Raw genomic sequence first — 21955 nt, forward strand, 5'->3', positions numbered from 1 at the left:
GACAGGAAATGGTGGCCATCGGGTTCGTGCTGCTGGGTGTCGGGCTGCTGGTGGGGGTGCTGCTCGCGCTGGCCGACCCAGTGCTGCTCTCCCGTATCAACGGGGAGCCCGCGCAGGGCGGCAGCGGTCGGTTCATCGAGGCGGACGTCGTACGGCTCCGGCCGCGCGCGGAGGACCGCGAGCCCAAGGCGGCCTGAGGACCTGGCTCGCGCGGGCATGGAGCGCGAGCCACAGCGGGGGCCGTTGGGGGACGGCGCCCGCGGTCGGCCCGCGATCCGGAGGGGACGGATCGCGGGCCGACTTCCATTAACGTGGCTGGTATGAGCAACGGTTTTGAGACGCTGGCCATCCACGCAGGTCAGGAGCCCGACCCTACGACGGGCGCGGTGGTGCCGCCGATTTACGCGACGTCCACCTACAAGCAGGACGGCGTGGGGGGTCTGCGCTCCGGATATGAGTACAGCCGATCGGCCAACCCCACCAGGACCGCGCTCGAAGAGGCGATGGCGGCGGTGGAGGGCGGCACGCGCGGGCTGGCGTTCGCGTCGGGGCTGGCCGCCGAGGACACCCTGCTGCGCACCGTGTGCAAGCCGCAGGATCACGTCATCATCCCGAACGACGCGTACGGCGGGACGTACCGGCTGTTCGCCAAGGTCCAGCAGCGCTGGGACCTGCACTACGACCCGGTCCCGCTGCACGACCTCGACGCCGTCGCCGCGGCGATGACGCAGAAGACCAAGATCGTCTGGGTCGAGACGCCCACCAACCCGTTGCTCGGCATCGCCGACATCGCCGGGCTGGCGCAGCTGGCCCACGACAACGGGGCGCTGCTGGTGGTGGACAACACGTTCGCGTCACCGTACCTGCAGCAGCCGCTCCTGCTGGGAGCGGACGTCGTCGTGCACTCGACCACCAAGTACGTGGGCGGGCACTCCGACGTCGTCGGCGGGGCGCTGGTGACCGTCGACCGCGGGCTAGGGGAGGAGCTGACCTACCACCAGAACGCCATGGGCGCGGTGGCCGGGCCGTTCGACGCGTGGCTGACGCTGCGCGGGCTCAAGACCCTGGGCGTGCGCATGGACCGCCACTGCGACAACGCCGAACGCGTCGTCGACCTGCTGCTCGCGCACCCGCGGGTGACCCAGGTCCTCTACCCCGGCCTGCCCGATCACACGGGGCACGAGGTGGCGGCCAAGCAGATGCGGCGGTTCGGGGGCATGGTGTCGTTCCGCGTCGCCGGGGGCGAGGCGGAGGCCGTCGAGGTGTGCAACAGGGCGAAGCTCTTCACGCTGGGGGAGTCCCTGGGCGGGGTGGAGTCCCTGATCGAGCACCCGGGCAGGATGACGCACGCCTCGGTGGCCGGGTCGCCGCTGGAGGTGCCCGGCGATCTGGTGCGGCTGTCGGTCGGCATCGAGACCATCGACGACCTGCTCGCGGACCTCACGCAGGCGCTCGCGTAGGCGGATCCCTGGCTGTTCTCAGCCAGGGACCACCATCAGGAACAGGATCACCAGCCAGATCACGGACACGAGCCCGCTGATCGCGGCGATCCTCCCGATCTGCGCCTTCGCGTCGTCCTCGGTGCTCTCGCTGGAGAGCACCCTGAGGGCGGTGCGCAGGTCGCGGTCGATGATGACGAGCAGCACGGCGGCCACGATGAACAGCGTCATCGAGGCCGTCATGTACCACTTGCCGAGCAGCCCGCCGCCGATCACCGCGCCGAGCGCCAGCCCGAACACGAACACGCCCAGGGTGGCGAGGCTGTAGATCCTCGTCATGCGCTGGATGATCTGCAGCGCGGGCACGTTCTTGTTGCGGATGACGCGCGGCGCGGCCATCGTCGCGGCGGTGACCGGGCCGATGGTGAAGATCGCGAAGCCGATGTGCAGCCAGAGAAGCAGGGACGACATGCCGGAGAGACTAGTCCCCGGTGATCTCGCTGGGGGACTCGACACTCTCTTTGCTCTTCGTGGAGCACCGCATGATCATTTCCGTGGTCGCGATGGCGACGACCATCAGGACGATGAGCAGGACCGTGGCTATCATGGGCACCCCTCCTTCCCCGTGTCGGACGTGAATATCGTCCGTAATGACTAGACGGCTGCGCAACGGAATAAGTTCGGCCCGGGTATGGTTGGTCACCGTCATTTTTTCTAACTGTTAGGGCACAAGGGGGTGCCGTCCGTGGCCATCAGGCACGTCAAGCCGTACTCCGACGAGTGGCTGCAGCAGCCGGCCAGCTATCTGCGGCAGGTCATCGGCGTACTCGGACCTGAGGTGGCGGACTGGTGGGAAGGCCCCTGCGATCCGCGTGACGCGACGCTGAAGCTCGCGGACGGGGCCGCCCTGGTCTGGGACGAGGAGAGCGGCTGGCGGCTGGGGACGTTCGTCTCAGGCGCGCGCGGGGCCCACACCGAGCTGTCCGGCGTCCGCTACCTGGGCCACGGCCTCCTCCCCAAACCGGAACGCGTCCCCTCGGCCCTCAACGACGCGAGGGCGGGAGTCGGCGCCAGCTCGGCCTGGCGGCCCTGCTACCGATCCCACCGCAACTGCCACGACGGCTTCGACGTGGCCCTCGACTTCTACATCAACGCCTGACCTCACCGCATGGGCCTCCGCGGCGGACGCGCTTCGCGCGGACGCGGCTACGGGCTCGCCTTACGGGGGAGCCAAGCTCCCCCCGGGCCCCCGGCGGCCGGGGGGTTATTGTCGGGTTGCGGCGTCATCCTGGAAGGGTCACGCTCGATGTCGGCTATCTGGATGACGAAGGGGTCGGACTGCAGGCCAGCCAGTCCAGCCCGTACACCGTCGGGCCCGGGCGCCAGGCCGGCGGGCCGCTATGTCACGGGAGCCGACGGGCTGGAAGCGGAGCCCGCCCGGCGTCGGGACGAAGCCGCGGGACCTAGTGTCGGACCTTCCCCCGCCCCTGGCAGGTCCTGCACGTGACGTAAGGTTCCGGCACGTTCGGGTCATCGTGCAACACGACATGTCTGCCCTCACCGTCACAAATTCTGCACTTGAACTCGTTCCATCGCGGACGGCGGACCAACCAGACGATGACCAGCGCCACCAGACCAATGCCAATGAGCTCCATGTCTCAGGGTGACACGGCGACGCCCGCCTCAGTCAAGATCGCTGGGCTGCCGGAGACACCCAAGAGCCGAGAAACCTGGTCGGCTCAAACGTGCCGTCCCGAACGTCTGACCGGACGGCCTCAGAGGACGAAGCCGCCTGCGGCGTGGAGGGTCAGCATGATGTGCTGGTCCTCGCCGTGCCGGACCGTGCCGGAGCGCTGGAAGCCGACCTTCTCCAGGAGCCGGACCGAGCCGGTGTTGCCTTCGTACGGGTCGGCGTGGAGGGGGCGGGTCTGCTCCTGCTGGAGGAAGAGCGTCAGGGCTTGGGTGCCGATGCCGCGGCCCCAGAACTCGCGGCCGAACCAGTAGCCGACGAAGCGCCGCTCCTCCTCCCACCAGGCCACGATGTTTCCGGCCGGCTCGCCGTTGACGAGGACCGCCTGCACGAAGACGGTGGGGTCGGCCAGGATCCGGGTGGTCCAGTGGTGGAGGAAGCGCTCCCGGGGGCGAGGAGGGAACCTGGCCCGCCGGGACGCCTCCGGGTCGTGCTCCTGCGCCAGGAAGACCTCCAGGTCGGCCTCCACGACATCTCGCAACCGCACGTCACCGCTCATGCGCCCTCCTTCGTCGGTGGCATGAGCGACAATCGGTCGCTCGCTCATGCCGGGCGAGTCTGGCAGACGCCACCGACAGAAGCCGTCCGGCTCAGCGGGCGCGGCGGAGGCGGAGGAAGTCGCTGACCACGTACTCGCCCAGGCGCTCGGCGCTCGGTGAGAAGACGCGGCCGCCGTTCCTGCGGGCCACCTCGTCCACGAACTCCTTCAGCCGCTCGTCCGCCGCCAGCATGAAGACGTTGATCGTCGCCCGCCGCCGGGTCATCTTGTCGACCTCGGCCAGCGTGAGCTCCAGCGTCTCGTGCGACGGCGGCCACTCGAACGCCGACCTGCCGTTGCGCATGAGGTGGGCCGTGGGCTCGCCGTCCGTGACCACCAGCACCACCGGCTCGAAGTCGGGGTGGCGGTCGAGGTGGCGGCCGGCGATCAGGAGGGCGTGGTGCAGGTTGGTGCCCTGGACCATGTCCCAGTCGAGGCCCGCCAGCTCGTCGGGCTGCAGCACCCTGGCGTAGTTGGAGAAGCCGATGATCTGCACGGCGTCCTGCGGGAACTTGGACGCCACCAGGGCCTGGAGCGCCAGTGCCGTCTGCTTGGCGGCGGCCCAGGTGCCGCGCAGGGCCATCGAGTACGACAGGTCCACCAGGAGGCAGACGGCCGCGGCGGTGCGGCGCTCGGTCTCGGCCACCTCGAAGTCGTCCACCGAGAGGCGGACCCCGACGCGCCCGCCGGAACGGGCCGGCCCCGCGTCGCGAACGGCGACGCCGCCGCTGCGTACGCCGTTCACCAGGGTGCGGACCACGTCGATGGGCTGCTCGTCGCCGAAGCGCCAAGGCCGGGACGAACCCGTCAGCTCCCCGGCCGAGCCCGCGTCGTGCTGGTCGTGGTCGCCGCGGCGGCCGGAGTCGAGGGAGGAGAACACGCGGCGCAGCGCCGTCTCGCCCAGGCGGCGGACCGCCTTGGGGGTGAGCTCCAGCTTGCCCCGGCGGCGCAGGAGGTAGCCCTGCTCCTCCAGCTCGCGCTCGATGCGCTTGAGCGCCTCCAGGTCGTCGACGGCCGAGCGGCCGAGCGCGCGGCGTACGGCGGACTCGTCGATGTCGTCCAGCCTGGCGCCCGGGTAGTCCTGCCGCAGGGCGGTCTCCAGCTGGGTCAGGTCGGCCAGCTCCTCCAGGGCCGTGACGGCGTCGCCCATGCCCAGGGGCTCCTCGCCGGTGAGGCGTTCCGGGGCGTTCCAGGCCAGGTCGGGCCGGCGGGCGTAGAGGGCCTCGCCGAGCCGGCGCATCTCGTCGGAGAGCCCGGCCTGGTCGAGGGTCTGGTTGATCAGGTTGGCGAGCTCCTCGCGCTGGCGCGGCGTCATCGAGGCCAGCATGCGCTGCGTGGCGGCGGCGCGGCGGGCCAGGATGTCGACGAGCTCCTCCAGGTTGCGCGGCTTTTCGGGGAACAAATCGCCATATTTCCCCATAAAGGCGTCAAAATCGGCCTGGGTGTGCTGGCCGCGGGAGTCCTTGTCCAGCATGTCGTTCAGGTCCGCCATCATCTGGCGGACGCGTTCCATCGCCTCGGGGTCGGGGTTCGCGAGAGCGTCCCGCAGGCCCCTGAACTGGCTGTCCAGGACCTCGCGCCGCAGCAGGTCGCGCAGTTCCTCGAACGTCTGCCGCGCCGCCGACGAGCGCCACTCGTACGTGCTCAGCTCCTGGATCGCGCTGGCCGTGTCCTCGGGCAGCGCGTCGAGCCCGGCCTCCCGCAGCCGCGCGTCGTCGGACGGGTCGGGGAACAGCTCGGCCCGCTCCTGCCCGATGGCCTTGTCGAGCAGCGCCCGCGCCTTCTCCAGCGTGCCGTCGAGCCGCCCGCGCTCACGCAGGTCGCGCCGGCGCCGGCGCACCTCCCTGAGCATGTCGTCCAGCCCGCGGCGGTCCTGCGCGCCGGGCAGCCCGCGCTTGAGCAGGTCGCGCAGGGCGTGGACCGGGGTCGAACCGGACAGAATCGCGTCGCCCATCTCGTCGAGGGCCGCTCGCACGTCGTAGGGCGGGGCGAGGGGGTCGGGGCCGTCGTGGTACTCACCATAGCGAAAGGCCATCACGCACCCACGCTAACCCGATCCGCCCGATTACGCGTCCCCGAAGAGCTCCCACACCTCGTTGACGCCCCCGGTCTCGGGCGTGTAGTCGATCTTCACGAGCACGGGGTACTTCGCCGCCTTGAGCGCCTTGGTCAGGTCCGCCGCGCTGCACGACTTCTTGCCGAGCCCCTGCTTGTCGGCGTTGACCGGCTTGCCCGCCAGCCACCCGTCCCGGCAGCGCGCGGTGGTGCGGTAGAAGGTCGTGGCGTGCGTGTAGCCGAGCTTGACCGTCTTTCCGCCGGTGGTGAACAGGGCCGTGGTGTCGTTGACGCGCTTGAGGGTGCCGCGGGCGGTACGCGAGCCGGGCCATTCGGTGACCAGGAACTCGTTGATCTTGGCAGCGGCCGTGCCCCGGTACTCGACGCGGAGCGGCACGGGGCCGCGGGCCAGCGCGTCGGTCAGATCCTCCGGCTCGCAGGCCGTCCGGCCCAGCCCCTTGGCGTCGAGGGCCACCTGGCCCTCGGTCTCCTTCAGGTCGCACGCCACCGTGACCCGGCCGAAGGACGCGCCGGTGTAGTCGAGCCGCACCTCCTCGGCCCCCGCCGCCGGCTTGAGCCGGTAGCTCAGGAACTTGCCCTTCCGCACGAACGTGGCCGCCTTGGGGACGATCCGCAGGTGCCCCTTCCCGTCGGCCCAGGCGTACCCGTGCACGACCTTGGCGGCAGTGGCCTCAGCAGAGGCGGGCACAACAGAGGTGGGCACGGCGATGACACCCATGGCAAGGGCGGTGGCACAGGCAAGCAGGCGCATGGGCGGTCCCCCAGTCGGCGTGATCAGTTATCCACTATGACGCGGGAGACCGCCGATATGTTCATGTGCGGTAGACGGTCACCCCGTCAAGGTCTTCCTTGGACAGGCGCCGCATGAGGTAAAGACCCTCCAGTGCGAACTCCAGGGCCGCTGCCGCGTGCCCCGGCGACTCCTCGCCCGCGCCCATGCCCAGCCTGGACATGACCTTCGCCAGGCCCGTGACCGGGCCCATCCGGTGGAGCAGCTCGCCGGCGGGAACCAGCTCGCCCGACTCCACCTGGTTGCCCTCGGAGAACTTGTCGGTGATCGCGGACAGGTCCATGCCGCCCAGCCGGGTCCTGAACGTCTCCGCCGTGGCCCGGCGCAGCAGGTGGGCGAGGATCTCGGTCTCCCTGCCCTCCTCGCTCACCTCGAACTCCACCTTGCCCCGCAGGCTGTGGACCACCGAGGCCAGGTCGATCACGCGCGCGACGGCCTGCTCCTCGCCCGTCAGCGCCGCCCTGCGCACCGCCGAGGCCGAGGCGGTCTCGGCCGCGGCGATCGAGAAGCGCGCCGATACGCCGGAGCGGGCGTCCACGGCCGTGGACTCGCGCACGAGCCGGGTGAACCGGGCGATGACCTCGATCAGGTGTTCGGGGATGTCGGCCCCGATGTCCGGCACGGACTCCTGGCGGATGAGGGTCAGCTCGTCCTCGACGGTCAGCGGGTAGTGAGTGCGGATCTCGGCGCCGAAGCGGTCCTTCAGCGGGGTGATGATCCGGCCCCGGTTGGTGTAGTCCTCGGGGTTGGCGCTGGCGATGAGCAGGATGTCGAGAGGGAGCCGCAGGTTGTAGCCGCGCACCTGGATGTCGCGCTCCTCCAGCACGTTGAGCAGCGACACCTGGATGCGCTCGGCCAGGTCGGGCAGCTCGTTGACGGAGAAGACGCCGCGGTTGGTGCGGGGGACGAGGCCGTAGTGGACGGTCTCGGGATCGCCGAGGGTGCGCCCCTCGGCGATCTTGATCGGGTCGACGTCGCCGATCAGGTCGCCCACGGAGGTGTCGGGCGTGGCGAGCTTCTCGCCGTAACGCTCGTCGCGGTGCTTCCACGCGACCGGCAGATCGTCCCCCAGCTCCCGCGCGAGGGCCTGGCAGCGCGTGCAGGCCGGCGCGTACGGGTGGTCGTTGATCTCGCAACCTTCGACGACTGGGGTCCATTCGTCCAGCAGACCCGTGACGGTGCGGATGAGCCGGGTCTTGCCCTGGCCGCGCTCACCGAGGAGGACCAGGTCGTGCCCGGCGAGCAGGGCCCGCTCCAGGTGCGGCAGGACGGAGTCGTCGAAGCCCACGATGCCGGGGAATCGTGGCTCGCCCGCCCGCAGCTTGGCCAGCAGGTTTTCCCGGACTTCGGCTTTGACGGTGCGATGAACGTGGCCGCTCTCTCGCAACTCGCGGAGAATACGTGGCTGATGCACGGGATCGAGACTACGTCCCCCGCGAGCATTGCGGCAGAGAGTTTCGCGTCTGGCGCAGATTTCGGATCTCGACCATTGCGTGACGTTTCGTGCGCGTGCTTGTCCTTTTAGTGGGGAGAATCGGGCCTAGGGAACTTTGACATGTCGAGGGAGGCGAGACTCGTGGCCGTTATGACTAGCCGCTTCGCCGACGGCCTCGCCGTGGGTTCCGACCTGGTGGGGGCCGCGGAGACCGCCGTCGGCCAGGCCCTGTCGAGGCTCAGCGGCCGTGCCGACCTGGTCTGTTTCTTCATCTGCGGCGATGATCCAGAGGACGTCGCGCGGGCCGGTCAGGCCGCTATGAGGCTCGCGCCCGACGCGCACGTGGTCGGATGCAGTGCCACGGGGGTGATCGGCGACGGACAGGGGGTCGAGCTGATACCCGCGGTGAGCGCGTGGGCGGCGACCTTGGACGGCGCCAGGTTGACGACCTTCGCGCTGGAGACGCTGGCGGCCGAGGACAGGTTCGTGGTGGTCGGGCTGCCCGATCGGGGCGCCGATGACCATGTGGCGATCCTGCTGGCCGACCCGTACACGTTTCCGACCGACGCCTTCGTCGAGCGCTCCGTCGATGTGCTCGGCGACCTGCCGTTGATCGGCGGGCTGGCCAACGGATTGCAGGGACGGGGCTCGGTGCGGTTGTTCGCCGACGGCGAGGTCTACACCGAGGGCGCGATCGGCGTGCTGATCAGCGGCCCGGTCAGGATCAGCACGGTCGTCAGCCAGGGCTGCCGCCCGATCGGCCCCAGCATGGTCGTCACCGCGTCGGAGGACAACCTGCTGCTGGAGCTGGCCGGGCAGCCCGCGCTGGCCCGCCTGGAGGACATCGTCAGCGAGCTGGACGAGGACGACCGCGAGCTGGTCGCCTCCGGCCTGCAGATCGGCGTGGCCATGGACGAGTACGCCGAGCGCCACGAACGCGGCGACTTCCTCATCAGGGGGGTCATCGGCATCGACCCCGAACGCGAGGCCGTGGCCATCGGCGACATCGTGGAGATCGGCAGGACCGTGCGCTTCCAGGTGCGCGACGCGGCCACCGCCGACGAGGACCTGTACGACCTGCTGGACGCCCACCGGGAGCGGCTCGGCAAGGTCGACGGGGCGCTGCTGTTCTCGTGCAACGGACGGGGCTCGGCCATGTTCGGCACGGCCGACCACGATCCGGTCGCCCTGCGCGACACGCTGGGGCCCATCGGCATGGCCGGGTTCTTCGCCGCCGGCGAGGTCGGCCCGGTGGGCGGCCACAACCATGTGCACGGGTTCACGGCGTCCGTCCTGGTGTTCTCCAGCCCCGGCCCGTGATCCTCGTCCGGAGGACCGGCTGAAGGCCCGCAGGACCGGCCGAAGGCCCGGCGGCCCCGTCTGCTCGGGAGGGCCGCCGGGCCTGGCCTGGTTACCCGGTCTGCTCGGGAGGGCCGCCGGGCCTGGTCCGGCCTGGTTCAGGGCCGCCGGGCTGGTCCGCCCTGGTCCGGCCTGGTCAGCCGGTCGTCGAGTCGTGGCTGGGGCCCTGGTCCTCGCCCTCGGTCTCGGTGTGGAAGCCGGGCCCGCCGTCGTCCGTGAAGCCGGACCCGGCCTTGCCGTCCGGGCCGCCGGGCTCGGGCATCGCGGTCGGCTCGCAGGGCGCGACCTCGCCCTTCACCAGGGTGAGCGACATCCCGAACGGCGGCTTGTCGGCGCCGTCCTTGCTCTTGGAGACCGCCAGCACCAGCGTCTCACCCACGGGCACCTCCCCCTTCTCGATCTTGAACGTGATCCCCTGGTCCGAGCCGCCGATGCTCCCCCCGAACTTCCCGGAGCCCGTCCCGCGCTCGCCGCGCGGCTCCTTGCAGGTCTGCCCCTGGGGCAGGTAGTCGACGACCGCCTTGACCCCCGCCCTGGCCAGCTCGGCCTCCAGCCCCTTGGGGTCGTCGAACTCGTTGATCTGCACGCTGACCGCCCCGTCGGCCCCCTTGGTCACCGCGTACGCCGGGCTGCCGGTGAGCCCGGTCAGCACCACCGCCGCGGTGGCGGCCGCCGCGACCCCCGCCACCGCGGCGGACAGCCCCACGTAGCGCCGCCGGGAACCGCCGCGCCGGTCCGGTGTCACAGTCGTCGTCACGCCATCCTCCGCCGATCTCGTCGTGATCTCTTCCTTGAGTGCACCGAGAAGGCGCTCTTCGAAATTGCTCATGCCTGTCCCTCCACGTACACGGGTGCCGGCGCGCTTTCCGGCCGAGCTCCGCCCGGCGGGCTGAGGTGGATGTCCTCGCTTCGCCGCGGATCCACCTCGGCGACGGGTTCAAGGGCCCGTCTCGCCCGGTGCAATCTGACCCGTACGGTCACCTGCCTGATGCCCAGGGCCGCGGCGACCTCGGCGACGGTGAGCTGATCGATCGCGACGAGCTCCAGCACCGCGCGCTCGCCCTCCGGCAGGCCGCGCATGGCCTCCAGGGCGCCGCGCATCCGGCGCTCGGCGTCGATCCGCTCCTCCATCCGCACGAGATCGTCGTCGTCCATCAGCCGGCGGCCGGCGACGCGGCCGGTCGCCCGCGCCTCCCGGGCGGCCTGCCGATGCCGGGCCGACACGACGTTGCGCGCCACGCCGTACAGCCAGCCGATCTCGGTGCCCCGGCCGGGCACGTAGGTATGCGCCGAGTCAAGGACCGCCAGGAAGATGTCCGCCGTCAGGTCGGCGGCGAGGTGAGGGTCGCTCACCCGCCGGACCACGAAACGCATGACGGCATCGACGTGGCGGCGATAGAAGGCCTCAAAGGCCGCAGGGTCCTCGTTGAGGCGCACTGGCCTCGCTCCCTTCGTCGTTCGCCTTACATCCGTACTTGGACCGAGCGACGAGAAGCGTTTCCCCGCAGGTCAGGCAGGGCGGTGCGGCTGGAAGAGCCAGGCGTCGAAGAGCGGGCGGAGGTTCTTGCCCGACAGCTGCTCGGCGAGGTCGATGAACTCCTCCGTCGTGACGTGACCGTAGCGGTGCTCGGCGGTCCACGTCTTGAGCAGCCTGAAGAAGGTGTCGTCGCCGATCGCCTTGCGCAGGGCGTGCAGCGTCATGCCGCCGCGCGTGTAGACCGACGCGTTGAACAGGTCGGTGGGCTTGGCCCGCCCCGGAGGATAGGCCCAGATCGGGTCGCCGGCCGGGCGGGCGTGGAACTCGGTGAAGATGGCCTCGGCGGTCTTGGTGCCCTTGTGCTCCTGCCACAGCCATTCCGCGTACGTGGCGAAGCCCTCGTTGAGCCAGAGGTCCTTCCAGCGCTTGATGGTCAGGCTGTTGCCGAACCACTGGTGGGCCAGCTCGTGCGCCATGATGACCTCGTCGGGCTCGAAACCCCCGTAGAGCGGCTTGGTCTGGTTTTCCAGCGCGTAGCCGGCGGCGTAGTCGTCGACGATGCCGCCGGTCGAGGAGAACGGGTAGGGGCCGAAGACCGTCGACCAGTAGTCGGTGACCTCGCCGGAGACCTTGTAGAGCTTGTCGAGCCCGCTCTTGAACTTGGGATCGACGGCGGCGAGCTCCGGGATGCCGCCGGGGGTCTGACCCTGGCGCAGGTCGAACTTGCCCAGCGTGGCGGTCGCCAGGTAGGTCGCCATCGGGTGGAGCTCGCGCCACCGGTAGGTGGTCTTGCCCTCGGCGGTCGTGGGCCGGCCCTGGAGCTCCCCGTTGGCCAGGGCGGTCAGCCCGGCGGGCACGGTGATCGCGAAGTTGAACGTGGCCTTGTCGGCGGGGTGGTCGTTGTTGGGGAACCAGGTCTTGGAACCGTTGGGCTCGGAGGCCACGAACGCGCCGTCCGGGGTCGGGATGAACCCGTACGTGCCCAGGTTGGCGCTGTCCAGGGCCGCCTCGGGCTGCCCCGAGTAGTCGACCTTGACGGTGAAGCGGGACCGGTCGCCGAGCGGCTTGGCGGGGGTCACGGTGAGCTCGTCGCCCGCGCGCCCGAACGTCGCCTTCGCGTTGTTCACGGTGACCTGGCGCACGGTGTAGCCGGCCAGGTCGAGGTTGAAGCTCGACAGGTCCTGGGTGGCGGCGGCCTGGATGGTGGTCTGCCCCTCCAGCCGCTTGGTCTTCGGCGTGTAGTCGACGGCGAGGTCGTAATGGGAGACGTCGTAGCCCCCGTTGCCGTCCTTGGGGAAGTCGGGGTCGCCGATGCCGGCCGCACCCGGCCGGAAGTCGGCGACGACGGGCGGGTCGTCGGCGTGCGCCGGCCGGTCGTCGGCGGGCGCGCAGGCCAGCAAGCTCAGCGTCGCCAGCAGTGCGACCCCGCGTCTGTCGAAACGCATAGGCAACGCGCCCCCTTCGAATCGTGACCAAAATCTTACGCTGAGTCAGGCATTCACCACGACCGTCCTGGCTGCCTTGTCGTGAACTGCTTGTTTGCGGGGGTCGAAGAGGATCCAGCCGAGGTCCACGAGCGAGCCTATGCAGCAGACCCACGCGAGCGCGGTCTCCACGACCTGTCTCACCGCGGCCTGCGCCACGGTGATCCGCGCGCCGTTCTCCTGTACGACCCGCATGCCGAACAGCTTCTTACCCAGGGTCTGGCCGTTCCAGAAGGCGTGCAGCAACCAGAAGTACAGGAAGGCCACGAGTCCGGCCAGGAAGGCGTGCTCCACCGGGTAGCGTTCCCAGGCGCCCCTGCTGGGGTCCCAGACGTAGTCCCAGCTCGACCAGGTGAGGGGAGTGGTGGCGATGCTGACGATGAGCCAGTCGAGGACGCCGGCGAACAACCGTCGCCAGCGTCCCGCCAGCCCCGGTGGTGATCCCATGATGTCCTGATGACCACCACTAAGTCGGGACAAACTAAAGGTTGCCCCTTCGTTCCTGCTCGCGCTCGATCGCCTCGAAGAGCGCCTTGAAGTTGCCCTTGCCGAACCCGAGCGAGCCGTGCCGCTCGATCAACTCGAAGAAGACCGTGGGCCGGTCCTGCACCGGCTTGGTGAAGATCTGCAGCAGGTAGCCGTCCTCGTCGCGGTCCACGAGGATCTTCCGCTTCTTCAGCTCCTCGATCGGCGCGCGCACGTTCCCGATGCGCGACCGCAGCTCCGGATCGTCGTAGTACGAGTCGGGCGTGTCGAGGAACTGCACGCCGGCCGCCCGCATGTGGTCGACCGTGGTCAGGATGTCGTTGGTGGCCAGGGCGACGTGCTGCACCCCCGGGCCGCCGTAGAACTCCAGGAACTCGTCGATCTGCGACTTCCTGCGGCTGACGGCCGGCTCGTTCAGCGGGAACTTGACCTTGCGCGTGCCGTCGGCGACGACCTTGGACATGAGCGCCGAGTACTCGGTGGCGATGTCGTCGCCGACGAACTCCGCCATGTTCGTGAAGCCCATCACCTTGCGGTAGAACTCCACCCACTCGTCCATCTTGCCCAGCTCGACGTTGCCGACGCAGTGGTCGATCGCCTGGAAGAGCCGCCCGCCCTTCGTCGCCGGCGGCGCCACCAGCGGCTCGGCGACCACGTAACCGGGCAGGTAGGGGCCGCTGTAGTTGGACCTGTCGACCAGCGTGTGCCGCGTCTCGCCGTAGGTGGCGATGGCCGCGACCTGCACCTTGCCGTGCTCGTCCTCCATCGTGTATGGCTCCGCCAGCCCCTTGGCCCCGTGGGCGACCGCGTACGCGTACGCCGCCTCCACGTCGGGCACCTGGATCGCCAGGTCGATCACGCCGTCGCCGTGCTCGGCGACGTGCCTGGCCAGGTCCGTGCCAGGGCGCGCCGCGGCCCGGAACTCGAACGTGGCGCCGCCCGAGACCAGCACGTACGCGACCTCGTCCCGGCTGCCGTTCTCTGGCCCGCGGTAGGCCGCCAACCTCATGCCGAACGCGGTCGAGTAGTAGTGGGCAGCCTGCTTGGCGTTGCCGACGGCGAACACGACGGCGTCCATGCCGTTGACCGGAAAGACATCATTCATACCGGCAACTCTCGATATCCCTGGTCTTAATGCGCAAGAGTTACTTGAAACAGTGGACAACCTGCCTAGCAACTCTCTCGGGCATCGGGTAAATCTGTACAGTATGACGATCGATGAGCTGGACGCGCGGTTGATCACTCTCATGACGGAGGAGCCCCGGCTGGGGGTGCTCGAGTGTTCGCGCCGGCTCGGCGTGGCCCGCGGCACCGTGCAGGCCAGGCTCGACCGGCTGGTCGCCAGGGGCGTGATCACCGGGTTCGGGCCGGACGTGTCGCCGGAGGCGCTCGGCTACGGCGTCACCGCGTTCGTCAGCATGGAGATCAGGCAGGTCGCCGGGCACGACCCGGTGGCCGACCGGCTGGCCGCCATTCCGGAGGTGCTGGAGGTGCACACGATCACCGGCGGCAGCGATCTGCTCTGCCGCGTGGTGGCGCGGACGAATGCCGATTTGCAGCGGGTTATCGACGGAATAGTTGATGTTCAGGGTGTGCTGCGGACTAATTCGATCATCGCCCTGGACACCCCGGTTCCGTACCGAGTGTTGCCGTTGGTCGCCGATGTTCCGCGCCGCGGCGGCCGCTAGCCCGTACTATCGCTAGGGGACGAGGCACCGTTATCGATCGTCTAGCCTTGACATTCGCCCAGCGCATAGGGGCTGATGAGGGGGGTCGAGGGTGCGGAGCGGTGGTGGTAACGGGATGCGAAAGCGGCGAGTTCTCCGACTTCTACTGATTTCATTTGGTGCGGGAATCCTCGTACTTGTCGGGCTTTTCGCGGTCGCATGGGCCCTGACTCCCATCCCCGATTCCACGCAGAAACAGGCCACCGCGCAGGGTTCGGTGATCTATTACCGCGACGGGAAGACCGTGCTCGCCCGCCGGGGGATCGACCGCAAGATCGTCGAGCTGGCCAAGGTGCCCAAGCACGTGCGCGACGCGGTCATCGCGGCGGAGAACCGCTCCTTCTACGAGGACGGCGGCGTCTCGCTCAAGGGCACCGGGCGGGCCGTCTGGTCCACCGTCACCGGGCAGCAGCTCCAGGGCGGTTCGACGATCACCCAGCAGCTCGTCCGCAACTACTACAGCGGCCTCAGCCAGGAACGTTCCGTCACCCGGAAGTTCAAAGAGATCCTCATCGCGATGAAGGTCGACCAGTCCAAGTCGAAGGACTGGGTGCTGGAGCAGTACCTCAACACGATCTACTTCGGCCGCGGCGCCAACGGCGTCCAGTCGGCCGCCCGCGCCTACTTCAACAAGGACGTCGGCCAGCTCAGCGTGGCCGAGGGCGCGTACCTCGCGGCGGTGATCCAGCAGCCCAGCCGCTTCGCCGACCCCAAGGGCCCCGACCTGGCCGCGGCGCAGGAGCGCTGGAAGTCGGTGATCGACGCGATGGGCCAGACCGGCACGCTGACGCCCGCCCAGGTCGCCGCCCAGCGCTTCCCCGAGCTCGCGACGCCGAAGAAGCCGTTCGAGCTCAAGGGCCAGGCCCAGTACATGCTGGAGCAGGTGACGGCCGAGCTCAACCGGCGCGGCTACACCGACGAGGACATCAACGGCGGCGGGCTGAAGGTCGTCACGACGTTCGACAAGAAGCTCATGCAGGCCGCCCAGCGGGCCGTCCAGGACGTGCTGCCCGACTCCACGCCCAAGAAGGTCCGCACGGGGCTCGCGGCCGTCGACCCCGCCACCGGCGAGGTCCTCGCGTTCTACGGGGGACGCCCCGCGCAGTCGCAGTACGACAGCGCGTTCTCGGCCAAGGTCATGGCCGGCTCCACGTTCAAGCCGTACACGCTGGCCGCGGCGCTCGACAACGGCTTCGACCTGTCCACCAGGGTCAACGGCAACTCGCCGATGCGCGTGGCGTCGGACCCGAAGCCGATCCCCAACGACAGCGACCGCTCCTACGGTGAGATCAACCTGGTGCGGGCCACCCAGAACTCGGTCAACACCGCGTTCGTGGACCTCGGCCAGAAGGTCGGCCTGGACAAGGTCGCCGCCGTCGCCGAGAAGGCGGGCATCCCCAAGGCGCAGATCGAGAAGCAGCAGAGCTACGCGTCCTTCCCGCTCGGCGTCTCCTCGGTCAGCGCCGTCCAGAACGCCTCGGGCTTCTCCACGTTCGCCAACAAGGGCGTCCACATGGAGGCCCACGTGGTGATGTCGATCACCGGCACCGACGGCAAGAAGCAGACCGTCGAGCCGGTCTCGACGCGGGTGGTCGCCGAGCAGGCCGCCGCGGACACCACGTACGCGATGCAGCAGGTCGTCAAGTACGGCACCGGCACCGCCGCCCGGCTCTACGACCGCCCGGTGGCCGGCAAGACGGGCACCACGGACAAGTCGAAGAGCGTCTGGTTCAACGGGTTCACGCCGCAGCTCGCCGTCGCCGTCGACATGTTCAGGGACGACAACGCCACCGTCACGATCCCCGGGTACGGCACGCAGTTCGGCGGCCAGCTCCCCGCGCAGATCTGGCGGGCGTTCATGACCGAGGCCATGGCGGGCAAGCCGGTCGAGGAGTTCCCCGAGCCGTCCGACTACGGCTGGGGCCCCGACTACTCGTCGCCCGACGAGAACCAGGACGTTCCCCAGCAGGGCTACACCCCGCCGCCGAACCCGGACGACTGGCTCGACAACACGCCCGAGCCCGACATCACCGCGCCACCGTCCACGGATCCGCCGACGACGGATCAGCCGAGCAACGACGGGCAGGAGCAGGACCAGCAGCAGCAGCCGGAGCAGACCGGCCCGACGTCCACGGAGCAGGCGCCCGACCAGCCCACGACGGGTGGCGACACGGTGAACGACGCCAACACGGGCCGCCCGCAGTCGGGCTAGCCCGCCGCGCCCAGCTCCGCCCGCAGGTCATCGACCGTCGTCACGGGCATCCGGCAGGTGAACCCCTTGCACACGTACGCGGCAGGCGCCCCGCCGACCAGCCCGCGCCCCTCCAGCAGTTCGGGGAAGTCGCCGGGGCCGCGGGCGACCACCAGCCCGGGCACGTCGGCCAGCAGCGCCTCCCGGTGCAGCTCCGCCGTACGCGGGTCGTCGGCCGGGCCGATCACGGCCACCTCCACGGGCCCGTCCAGTGCCGCCCGCGCCACGGCCAGCCCCCAGCCGGCGAACCTGGCGTGCCCCGAGGCCAGCACGGACACGCTGCCGAGCGCGGCGTAGGCGGCCTCCCGGTGCCGCGCCGAGCCGGTCAGGGCGCCGTAGGAGAGCAGCGCGCCCGCTGCCGCGTACTGGCCGGACGGGGTGGCGTTGTCGGTGGGGTCCTGCGGGCGCTGGAAGAGCCGTTCGGCGTCGTCGGCCGTGTCGTAGAAGCCGCCCGTGTCGTCGGCGAACCTGTCGAGCACGGTGTCCAGCAGCGATCCCGCCAGCCGGAGCCACCTGGCCTCGCCGGTCACGCCGTACAGGGAGATCAGGCCCTCGGCCAGGTCGGCGTAGTCCTCCAGCACCCCGGCGTTGGTGCCCGCCCTGCCGTCCTTGGAGGTGCGCAGCAGCCTGCCGTCCACCACGTGCGTGCTCGCGAGCAGCTCGGCCGCGGCCGTGGCCGCCGCGACGAGGTCGGGCCGCTCGAACACCACGCCGGTCTCCGCCAGGGCCGCGATGGCCAGGCCGTTCCACGAGGCCACGACCTTGTCGTCGCGCCCCGGGCGGACGCGCCGCTCCCTGGCGGCGAGCAGCCGCTCGCGAACGCTCGCGTAGCGCACCGCGTCGTCGGGATCGCGCGGGAGCTGCAGCACGGACGTGCCGTGCTCGAACGTGCCGGTCACCTCGAACAGCTCCTGCGCCCAGCGCCCGTCGTCCTCGCCGAGCACGGCGCGGAGCTCCTCGGGCGTCCAGACGTAGAACTTGCCCTCCACGCCCTCGCTGTCGGCGTCGAGCGCGGAGGCGAACCCGCCCTGCTCGGTGCGCAGCTCGCGCAGCAGCCAGTCGGCCGTCTCCAGCGCCACCCGCCGTGCCAGCTCGCCGCCGCCCGCCTTCCACCAGTGGGTGTGGACGCGCAGCAGCAGCGCGTTGTCGTAGAGCATCTTCTCGAAATGCGGCACGACCCATTCCGCGTCGACGCTGTAGCGGGCGAATCCGCCGCCGAGCTGGTCGTACATGCCGCCGCGGGCCATCGACTCAAGCGTCTTGCCGCTCATCTCGCGCTCGCCGGAACGCAGCAGGAACTCCAGCACCATGGACGGCGGGAACTTCGGCGCCCCGCCGAACCCGCCGTTCACCGGGTCGAACTCCTGGCGCAGGTTCCGCACGGCCAGCGCCAGCGTCTCCTCCTTGGGCACGGCCCCGCTGGGCAGCGTGGTGTTCGAGTTGAGCGCCTCCACCACCTTGGCGCCCTGCTGCAGCACGGCCTCCCTGTCGCCGACCCACACGTTGTGCACCTCGGTGAGCAGGCGCTGGAAGTGGGGGCGGGGGAAATAGGTGCCGCAGTAGAACGGGTGGCCCTCGGGCGTCGCGAACACCGTCATCGGCCACCCGCCCTGGCGCGTCATGGCCTGGGTGGCGCCCATGTAGACGGCGTCCACGTCGGGCCGCTCCTCGCGGTCGACCTTGATGTTGACGAAGTGCTCGTTCATGAGGCGCGCGGTGCCGGGGTCCTCGAAGCTCTCGTGCGCCATCACGTGACACCAGTGACACGCAGAGTAACCGACGCTGATCAGCAGCGGCACGTCGCGCCGCCTGGCCTCCGCGAACGCCTCCTCACCCCACGGGTGCCAGTCCACGGGGTTGTCCGCGTGCTGCAGCAGGTAGGGGCTCGTGGCGTCTTTCAAGCGGTTCATCAGGACCTCCCCCGCTCAGCCTAGTCCGCCTCCCATCCCGCCCCTCACCTCCGCACGAAAGGGGCGTCAGTGGGTACGGCGGCTGACTTGGGTGGCTGGGACAGCGTAGGTTACGGGGCGTGGATATGGACTTCGTCTGCGCGCACGCCGACCGCCCCGTCGGCGCCATCACCCGTAGAGACGTGGCACGCGCGCTGCTCGCCGTCCCGTCAGGGGTGGCGCTGGTGGCGCTGCCCGACCTGCGGCGCGCGATGATGGCGGCGGGCAACCCCCTCTCCCGCCAGTTCTGGGAGTCCACCAAGGCCACGCTCAGCTCGATCGAGTCGGGTGTCGCCACGGTCGGCGACGTGCAGCGCTGGGTCGAGTCCACCGGCACCGAGCCGATCCTCATGACGCCCAGCTACTTCGTCTGGCCGGAGGAGGACGAGCGCGGGCCCGTGGCGACGGAGATGTTCGCGCGGATGGTTGCATACCTGGAGGAACGGGTCGAGTCCGGCGAGATCGACCCCGACGCGCTGGCGGCGGGCGACCAAGGGGCCCGCCGCGCGTACGAGGAGCTGCAGGAGCACTGGCTCAGCACGCCGCTGCCCGACGGCAGGGTGCCGGGGTTCGCGGTGAACGACGAGCAGGACGAGGAGTCGTTCGCGGCCTGGGACGAGGAGGAGGCGTTCGCGCTGTCGGAGCTGCGGCGGATCGTCGGCGGCCTGCCCAAGCAGCCCGAGCTGCCCGCCGGCGAGCTGGAGACGGCGGGGGCGCGCCTGCGCGCGCTGCTCGCCCTGCCCGGCTACCCGGCCAACGTGCTGCGGGCCTGCGCCGGGTTCGACGACGGCCCGATGCCGGACGACGACGGCGAGCTGTGGCTGGCGGTGGTGGCGGGCATCGCGGGGCCGATCTCGGACCTGTCGGAGAGCGGGGACGTGCTGGAGGAGTTCATCGATCTCGACGGGGAGCTCAGCCTGGAGGACGCGACGCTGGCCAACCTCTGCGCGATCCAGCACGCCGACTGGCTGGCCGGGGTGGCGGCGCTGGCGAGGCTGGGCCCGGGGGTGCTGGCCTCGCCCGAGCGGATGGCACGGCTGATCTCCGAGTCGGAGGACATCGACGTCGACGATCAGGTCGTCGACGATCTCAACGCGACCGAGGCGCTGTTCGGGTCGGTGGTGAGCCTGTGGGGCCACCTCGGCATCGTGGACCGGGACGAGGTGCTCACCCCGCTGGGCTGGTGGGGCCTGCCGAAGGCGCTGGAACGCGCCTGGTCACCCGCTGCCGAATGAGCCGTCGACCAGGCCCTGGAACTCGGGGTGGCGCTCGATGTACTTCGCCACGTAGGGGCAGAGCGGCACGACGCGCAGGCCGGTGTCGGCGCTCGCCTGGAGCGCGAACGCGACCAGCTTGCTCGCCAGCCCCTGCCCCTCGTACGCGGGCAGCACCTCGGTGTGCGTGAAGACGATCTTGGTGGGCAGCAGCCGGTAGTCGGCGAACCCGGCCACCTTGCCGTCCACCAGCACCTCGAACCGGTTTTCCGTCGAGTTGTCGACAACTTCGATCGGCATCTACTCGGCCTTCTTATCGTCCACGTCGCCCTCATGGGGGACCTGGATCTTCGACATCTGCTTGTTCATCGACTTGATCAGAAAGTACAGAGCAAAGCCGAGGAAAGCCACGACGACGAAGCCGAGCAGGCCCGGACTCACATCACCTGCTGCTAGAACGTTCACAGCTCCAGTCTGCCACTGGGGGAGCGTGGTCCCGTCAGTGGCAGGCGGGGGAGACGTCCTCGGCGTGGATGCCCGCGAACAGGTCGTCCTCCGGCAGGTCCGTGTCCACCAGCGAGCGCGCCAGGTGGTAGTCCTCGGTCGGCCAGATCTCCTGCTGCAGCTCGCGCGGGCAGACGAACCACCAGCTGTCGGGGTCGATCTGGGTGGCGTGGGCGATCAGGGCCTGGTCGCGGATCTCGAAGTAGTCGCCGCACGGCACCCGCGTGGTCACCGGCCACTTGGCCGGGCGGTCCTCCCAGCGGGAGATCCAGTCGGCGTACGGCGAGCCGAGGCCGCGCGCGGTCATCGCCTCGTGCAGCGCCTCGAAGCGCTCCTTGGTGAAGCCCATCTGGTAGTAGAGCTTCAGCGGCTGCCACGGGTCGCCCGCGCCTGGGTAGCGGTCGGGGTCGCCGGCCGCCTCGAAGGCCTCCACCGAGACCTTGTTGGTCATGATGTGGTCGGGGTGCGGGTAGCCGCCGTCGTCGTCGTACGTGATGATCACGTGCGGCCTGAACTCCCGCACGGCCGCCACCAGCGGCGCCGAGGCGTCCTCCAGTTTCTGCAAGGCGAAGCAACCCTCGGGCAGCGCCTCGTCCTCGTTCTCCGGGAGCCCGGAGTCGACGAAGCCCATGAAACGCTGCCGCACGCCAAGGATCTCGCGGGCCCGGTCCATCTCGGCCTTGCGCACCGCGGCGATGTTCGCCACGATCTCGGGCCGGTCCATCTTGGGGTTGAGCACGGAGCCCCGCTCACCGCCCGTGAGCGTACAGACCAGCACTTCCACGCCTTCGCGCACGTAACGCGCCATCGTGGCGGCGCCCTTGCTCGACTCGTCATCGGGGTGGGCGTGGACGGCCATCAGCCTCAGCGGTGCACTCACGGGCTCGATGTCTCCTCAGTAGGGACCGGTCACTCGCCCAGAGAGGCTAGTTTCTGCTGGGCGGTCGCGAGGGCACACCCCCCGCGGGCGACAATTGTCTCGGATAACGCTCAGGGAGTGCAGGGAGATTCCGCCATGGCGACCAGAGATGTCGAGAACCAGCCAGTTCTCGGCACACCCGACGACTTTCCCGATCGCCCCAGACGAGGCGGCCGGTTGGTCGTCCACGTCGTGATCGGCGTGCTGGTGGCCATCATCGCGGGTGGCTGGGGCTACGTGATGTGGTCGATGACGCCGGGCGGCTCGGAGGCGCCGTCGCAGGTGGTGACGTTCAACGTCGTGAGCGCGAATCGCGCGGAGATCACCTTTGAGGTGTACAAGCCAGACGATAGGGTGGCCGTCTGCCGGATCAGGGCGCTGGACGTCTATCACGCGGAAGTGGGCAGCAAGGAAGTAAGAATCTCGGCTGGCGGGGGTAGTAAGCAGATCAAGGAGAGCCTCGACACGAGTGGTCAGGCCACTTCCGTCCACATCCAGTACTGCAATCTCGTATAGTGAGACATTTGGGGAAGCGTTGGAGCTGTTGACTTGTTAGC

23 protein-coding genes are annotated in these 21955 nt (G+C 69.8%); 8 read left to right on the forward strand and 15 right to left on the reverse strand.

What is annotated here, in order from left to right; translation table 11 throughout:
* The first annotated feature begins 8 nt into the window (after positions 1 to 8).
* Positions 9 to 197 (forward strand): hypothetical protein, encoded by a 189-nt coding sequence (locus ACIBQ1_RS10885; protein WP_397276369.1) that lies wholly within the window; start codon positions 9 to 11, stop codon positions 195 to 197.
* A gap of 123 nt (positions 198 to 320) precedes the next feature.
* Positions 321 to 1460, forward strand: coding sequence for a cystathionine gamma-synthase (locus ACIBQ1_RS10890; protein WP_397276371.1), 1140 nt, complete (start codon positions 321 to 323; stop codon positions 1458 to 1460).
* Positions 1461 to 1478: 18 nt separating this feature from the next.
* Here ACIBQ1_RS10890 and ACIBQ1_RS10895 read toward each other — a convergent pair whose 3' ends face one another.
* Together ACIBQ1_RS10895 and ACIBQ1_RS10900 are read right to left on the reverse strand one after the other, a co-directional pair.
* On the reverse strand, positions 1479 to 1910 hold the full coding sequence (locus tag ACIBQ1_RS10895; RefSeq protein ID WP_397276373.1) for a hypothetical protein: 432 nt from the start codon (positions 1908 to 1910) through the stop codon (positions 1479 to 1481).
* A 10-nt stretch (positions 1911 to 1920) separates the two neighbouring features.
* Complete coding sequence (locus ACIBQ1_RS10900) at positions 1921 to 2046, reverse strand: hypothetical protein (RefSeq protein WP_397276375.1); 126 nt, start codon at positions 2044 to 2046, stop codon at positions 1921 to 1923.
* A 138-nt stretch (positions 2047 to 2184) separates the two neighbouring features.
* Between ACIBQ1_RS10900 and ACIBQ1_RS10905 the strand changes: the two genes are divergently transcribed.
* A complete protein-coding gene (locus ACIBQ1_RS10905) occupies positions 2185 to 2598 on the forward strand; it encodes a DUF6292 family protein (protein ID WP_397276377.1) in 414 nt (137 codons plus the stop codon).
* Positions 2599 to 3214: 616 nt separating this feature from the next.
* Here ACIBQ1_RS10905 and ACIBQ1_RS10910 read toward each other — a convergent pair.
* The 4 genes from ACIBQ1_RS10910 to ACIBQ1_RS10925 form a co-directional block, all read right to left on the reverse strand.
* Positions 3215 to 3688, reverse strand: a complete 474-nt coding sequence (locus tag ACIBQ1_RS10910) for a GNAT family N-acetyltransferase (RefSeq protein ID WP_397276378.1) — start codon at positions 3686 to 3688, stop codon at positions 3215 to 3217.
* A gap of 91 nt (positions 3689 to 3779) precedes the next feature.
* The gene (locus tag ACIBQ1_RS10915; RefSeq protein ID WP_397276754.1) at positions 3780 to 5762 is read right to left on the reverse strand and encodes a VWA domain-containing protein; all 1983 of its coding nucleotides are present in this window, start codon (positions 5760 to 5762) and stop codon (positions 3780 to 3782) included.
* A gap of 30 nt (positions 5763 to 5792) precedes the next feature.
* Positions 5793 to 6521 carry a hypothetical protein gene (locus tag ACIBQ1_RS10920; RefSeq protein WP_397276380.1) on the reverse strand — a complete coding sequence of 243 codons (729 nt, stop codon included), beginning with the start codon at positions 6519 to 6521 and terminating at the stop codon, positions 5793 to 5795.
* Positions 6522 to 6615: 94 nt separating this feature from the next.
* Entirely contained in the window at positions 6616 to 8007 is a 1392-nt protein-coding gene (locus ACIBQ1_RS10925) for a sigma 54-interacting transcriptional regulator (RefSeq protein WP_397276381.1), read from the reverse strand.
* Between the two features lie 171 nt (positions 8008 to 8178).
* Here ACIBQ1_RS10925 and ACIBQ1_RS10930 point away from each other — a divergent pair, with 171 nt between their 5' ends.
* The gene (locus ACIBQ1_RS10930; RefSeq protein WP_397276756.1) at positions 8179 to 9348 is read left to right on the forward strand and encodes an FIST N-terminal domain-containing protein; all 1170 of its coding nucleotides are present in this window, start codon (positions 8179 to 8181) and stop codon (positions 9346 to 9348) included.
* Positions 9349 to 9523: 175 nt separating this feature from the next.
* Here the strand turns inward: ACIBQ1_RS10930 and ACIBQ1_RS10935 are convergent, their stop codons facing one another.
* From ACIBQ1_RS10935 to hppD, 5 genes are all read right to left on the reverse strand, one after another.
* Entirely contained in the window at positions 9524 to 10144 is a 621-nt protein-coding gene (locus ACIBQ1_RS10935) for a hypothetical protein (RefSeq protein ID WP_397276383.1), read from the reverse strand.
* 68 nt (positions 10145 to 10212) lie between these two features.
* The gene (locus ACIBQ1_RS10940) at positions 10213 to 10824 is read right to left on the reverse strand and encodes an RNA polymerase sigma factor (RefSeq protein WP_397276385.1); all 612 of its coding nucleotides are present in this window, start codon (positions 10822 to 10824) and stop codon (positions 10213 to 10215) included.
* A 72-nt stretch (positions 10825 to 10896) separates the two neighbouring features.
* Positions 10897 to 12309, reverse strand: coding sequence for a M1 family metallopeptidase (locus ACIBQ1_RS10945; RefSeq protein WP_397276387.1), 1413 nt, complete (start codon positions 12307 to 12309; stop codon positions 10897 to 10899).
* A gap of 45 nt (positions 12310 to 12354) precedes the next feature.
* Positions 12355 to 12795, reverse strand: coding sequence for an RDD family protein (locus ACIBQ1_RS10950; RefSeq protein WP_397276390.1), 441 nt, complete (start codon positions 12793 to 12795; stop codon positions 12355 to 12357).
* Between the two features lie 34 nt (positions 12796 to 12829).
* On the reverse strand, positions 12830 to 13939 hold the full coding sequence (gene hppD / locus ACIBQ1_RS10955) for a 4-hydroxyphenylpyruvate dioxygenase (RefSeq protein ID WP_397276392.1): 1110 nt from the start codon (positions 13937 to 13939) through the stop codon (positions 12830 to 12832).
* A gap of 103 nt (positions 13940 to 14042) precedes the next feature.
* Between hppD and ACIBQ1_RS10960 the strand changes: the two genes are divergently transcribed.
* Together ACIBQ1_RS10960 and ACIBQ1_RS10965 are read left to right on the forward strand one after the other, a co-directional pair.
* Positions 14043 to 14522, forward strand: coding sequence for an Lrp/AsnC family transcriptional regulator (locus ACIBQ1_RS10960; RefSeq protein ID WP_397276393.1), 480 nt, complete (start codon positions 14043 to 14045; stop codon positions 14520 to 14522).
* Positions 14523 to 14778: 256 nt separating this feature from the next.
* Positions 14779 to 16773: a transglycosylase domain-containing protein gene (locus ACIBQ1_RS10965; RefSeq protein ID WP_397276395.1), complete on the forward strand. Its 1995-nt coding sequence runs from the start codon at positions 14779 to 14781 to the stop codon at positions 16771 to 16773.
* On the opposite strand, the gene ACIBQ1_RS10970 is transcribed toward ACIBQ1_RS10965, so the two are convergent.
* On the reverse strand, positions 16770 to 18722 hold the full coding sequence (locus ACIBQ1_RS10970) for a thioredoxin domain-containing protein (RefSeq protein ID WP_397276397.1): 1953 nt from the start codon (positions 18720 to 18722) through the stop codon (positions 16770 to 16772). The genes ACIBQ1_RS10965 and ACIBQ1_RS10970 overlap by 4 nt on opposite strands.
* Positions 18723 to 18847: 125 nt before the next feature.
* Between ACIBQ1_RS10970 and ACIBQ1_RS10975 the strand changes: the two genes are divergently transcribed.
* A complete protein-coding gene (locus tag ACIBQ1_RS10975; protein ID WP_397276758.1) occupies positions 18848 to 19996 on the forward strand; it encodes a hypothetical protein in 1149 nt (382 codons plus the stop codon).
* Here the strand turns inward: ACIBQ1_RS10975 and ACIBQ1_RS10980 are convergent.
* Genes ACIBQ1_RS10980 through mca form a run of 3 tightly spaced genes read right to left on the reverse strand, consistent with a single transcriptional unit; the run spans position 19979 to position 21359 of the window.
* Positions 19979 to 20275 carry a GNAT family N-acetyltransferase gene (locus ACIBQ1_RS10980; protein ID WP_397276399.1) on the reverse strand — a complete coding sequence of 99 codons (297 nt, stop codon included), beginning with the start codon at positions 20273 to 20275 and terminating at the stop codon, positions 19979 to 19981. The two genes, ACIBQ1_RS10975 and ACIBQ1_RS10980, sit on opposite strands and share 18 nt — an antisense overlap.
* Positions 20276 to 20440: a hypothetical protein gene (locus tag ACIBQ1_RS10985; RefSeq protein WP_364844576.1), complete on the reverse strand. Its 165-nt coding sequence runs from the start codon at positions 20438 to 20440 to the stop codon at positions 20276 to 20278. It lies immediately after the preceding gene.
* 34 nt (positions 20441 to 20474) lie between these two features.
* Positions 20475 to 21359: a mycothiol conjugate amidase Mca gene (gene mca, locus ACIBQ1_RS10990; RefSeq protein ID WP_397276402.1), complete on the reverse strand. Its 885-nt coding sequence runs from the start codon at positions 21357 to 21359 to the stop codon at positions 20475 to 20477.
* A gap of 135 nt (positions 21360 to 21494) precedes the next feature.
* Here mca and ACIBQ1_RS10995 point away from each other — a divergent pair, with 135 nt between their 5' ends.
* Positions 21495 to 21914 carry a DUF4307 domain-containing protein gene (locus tag ACIBQ1_RS10995; protein WP_355369472.1) on the forward strand — a complete coding sequence of 140 codons (420 nt, stop codon included), beginning with the start codon at positions 21495 to 21497 and terminating at the stop codon, positions 21912 to 21914.
* Positions 21915 to 21955 lie beyond the last annotated feature (41 nt).

Source organism: Nonomuraea sp. NPDC050153 (assembly GCF_044460125.1).
Taxonomy (GTDB): Bacteria; Actinomycetota; Actinomycetes; order Streptosporangiales; family Streptosporangiaceae; genus Nonomuraea.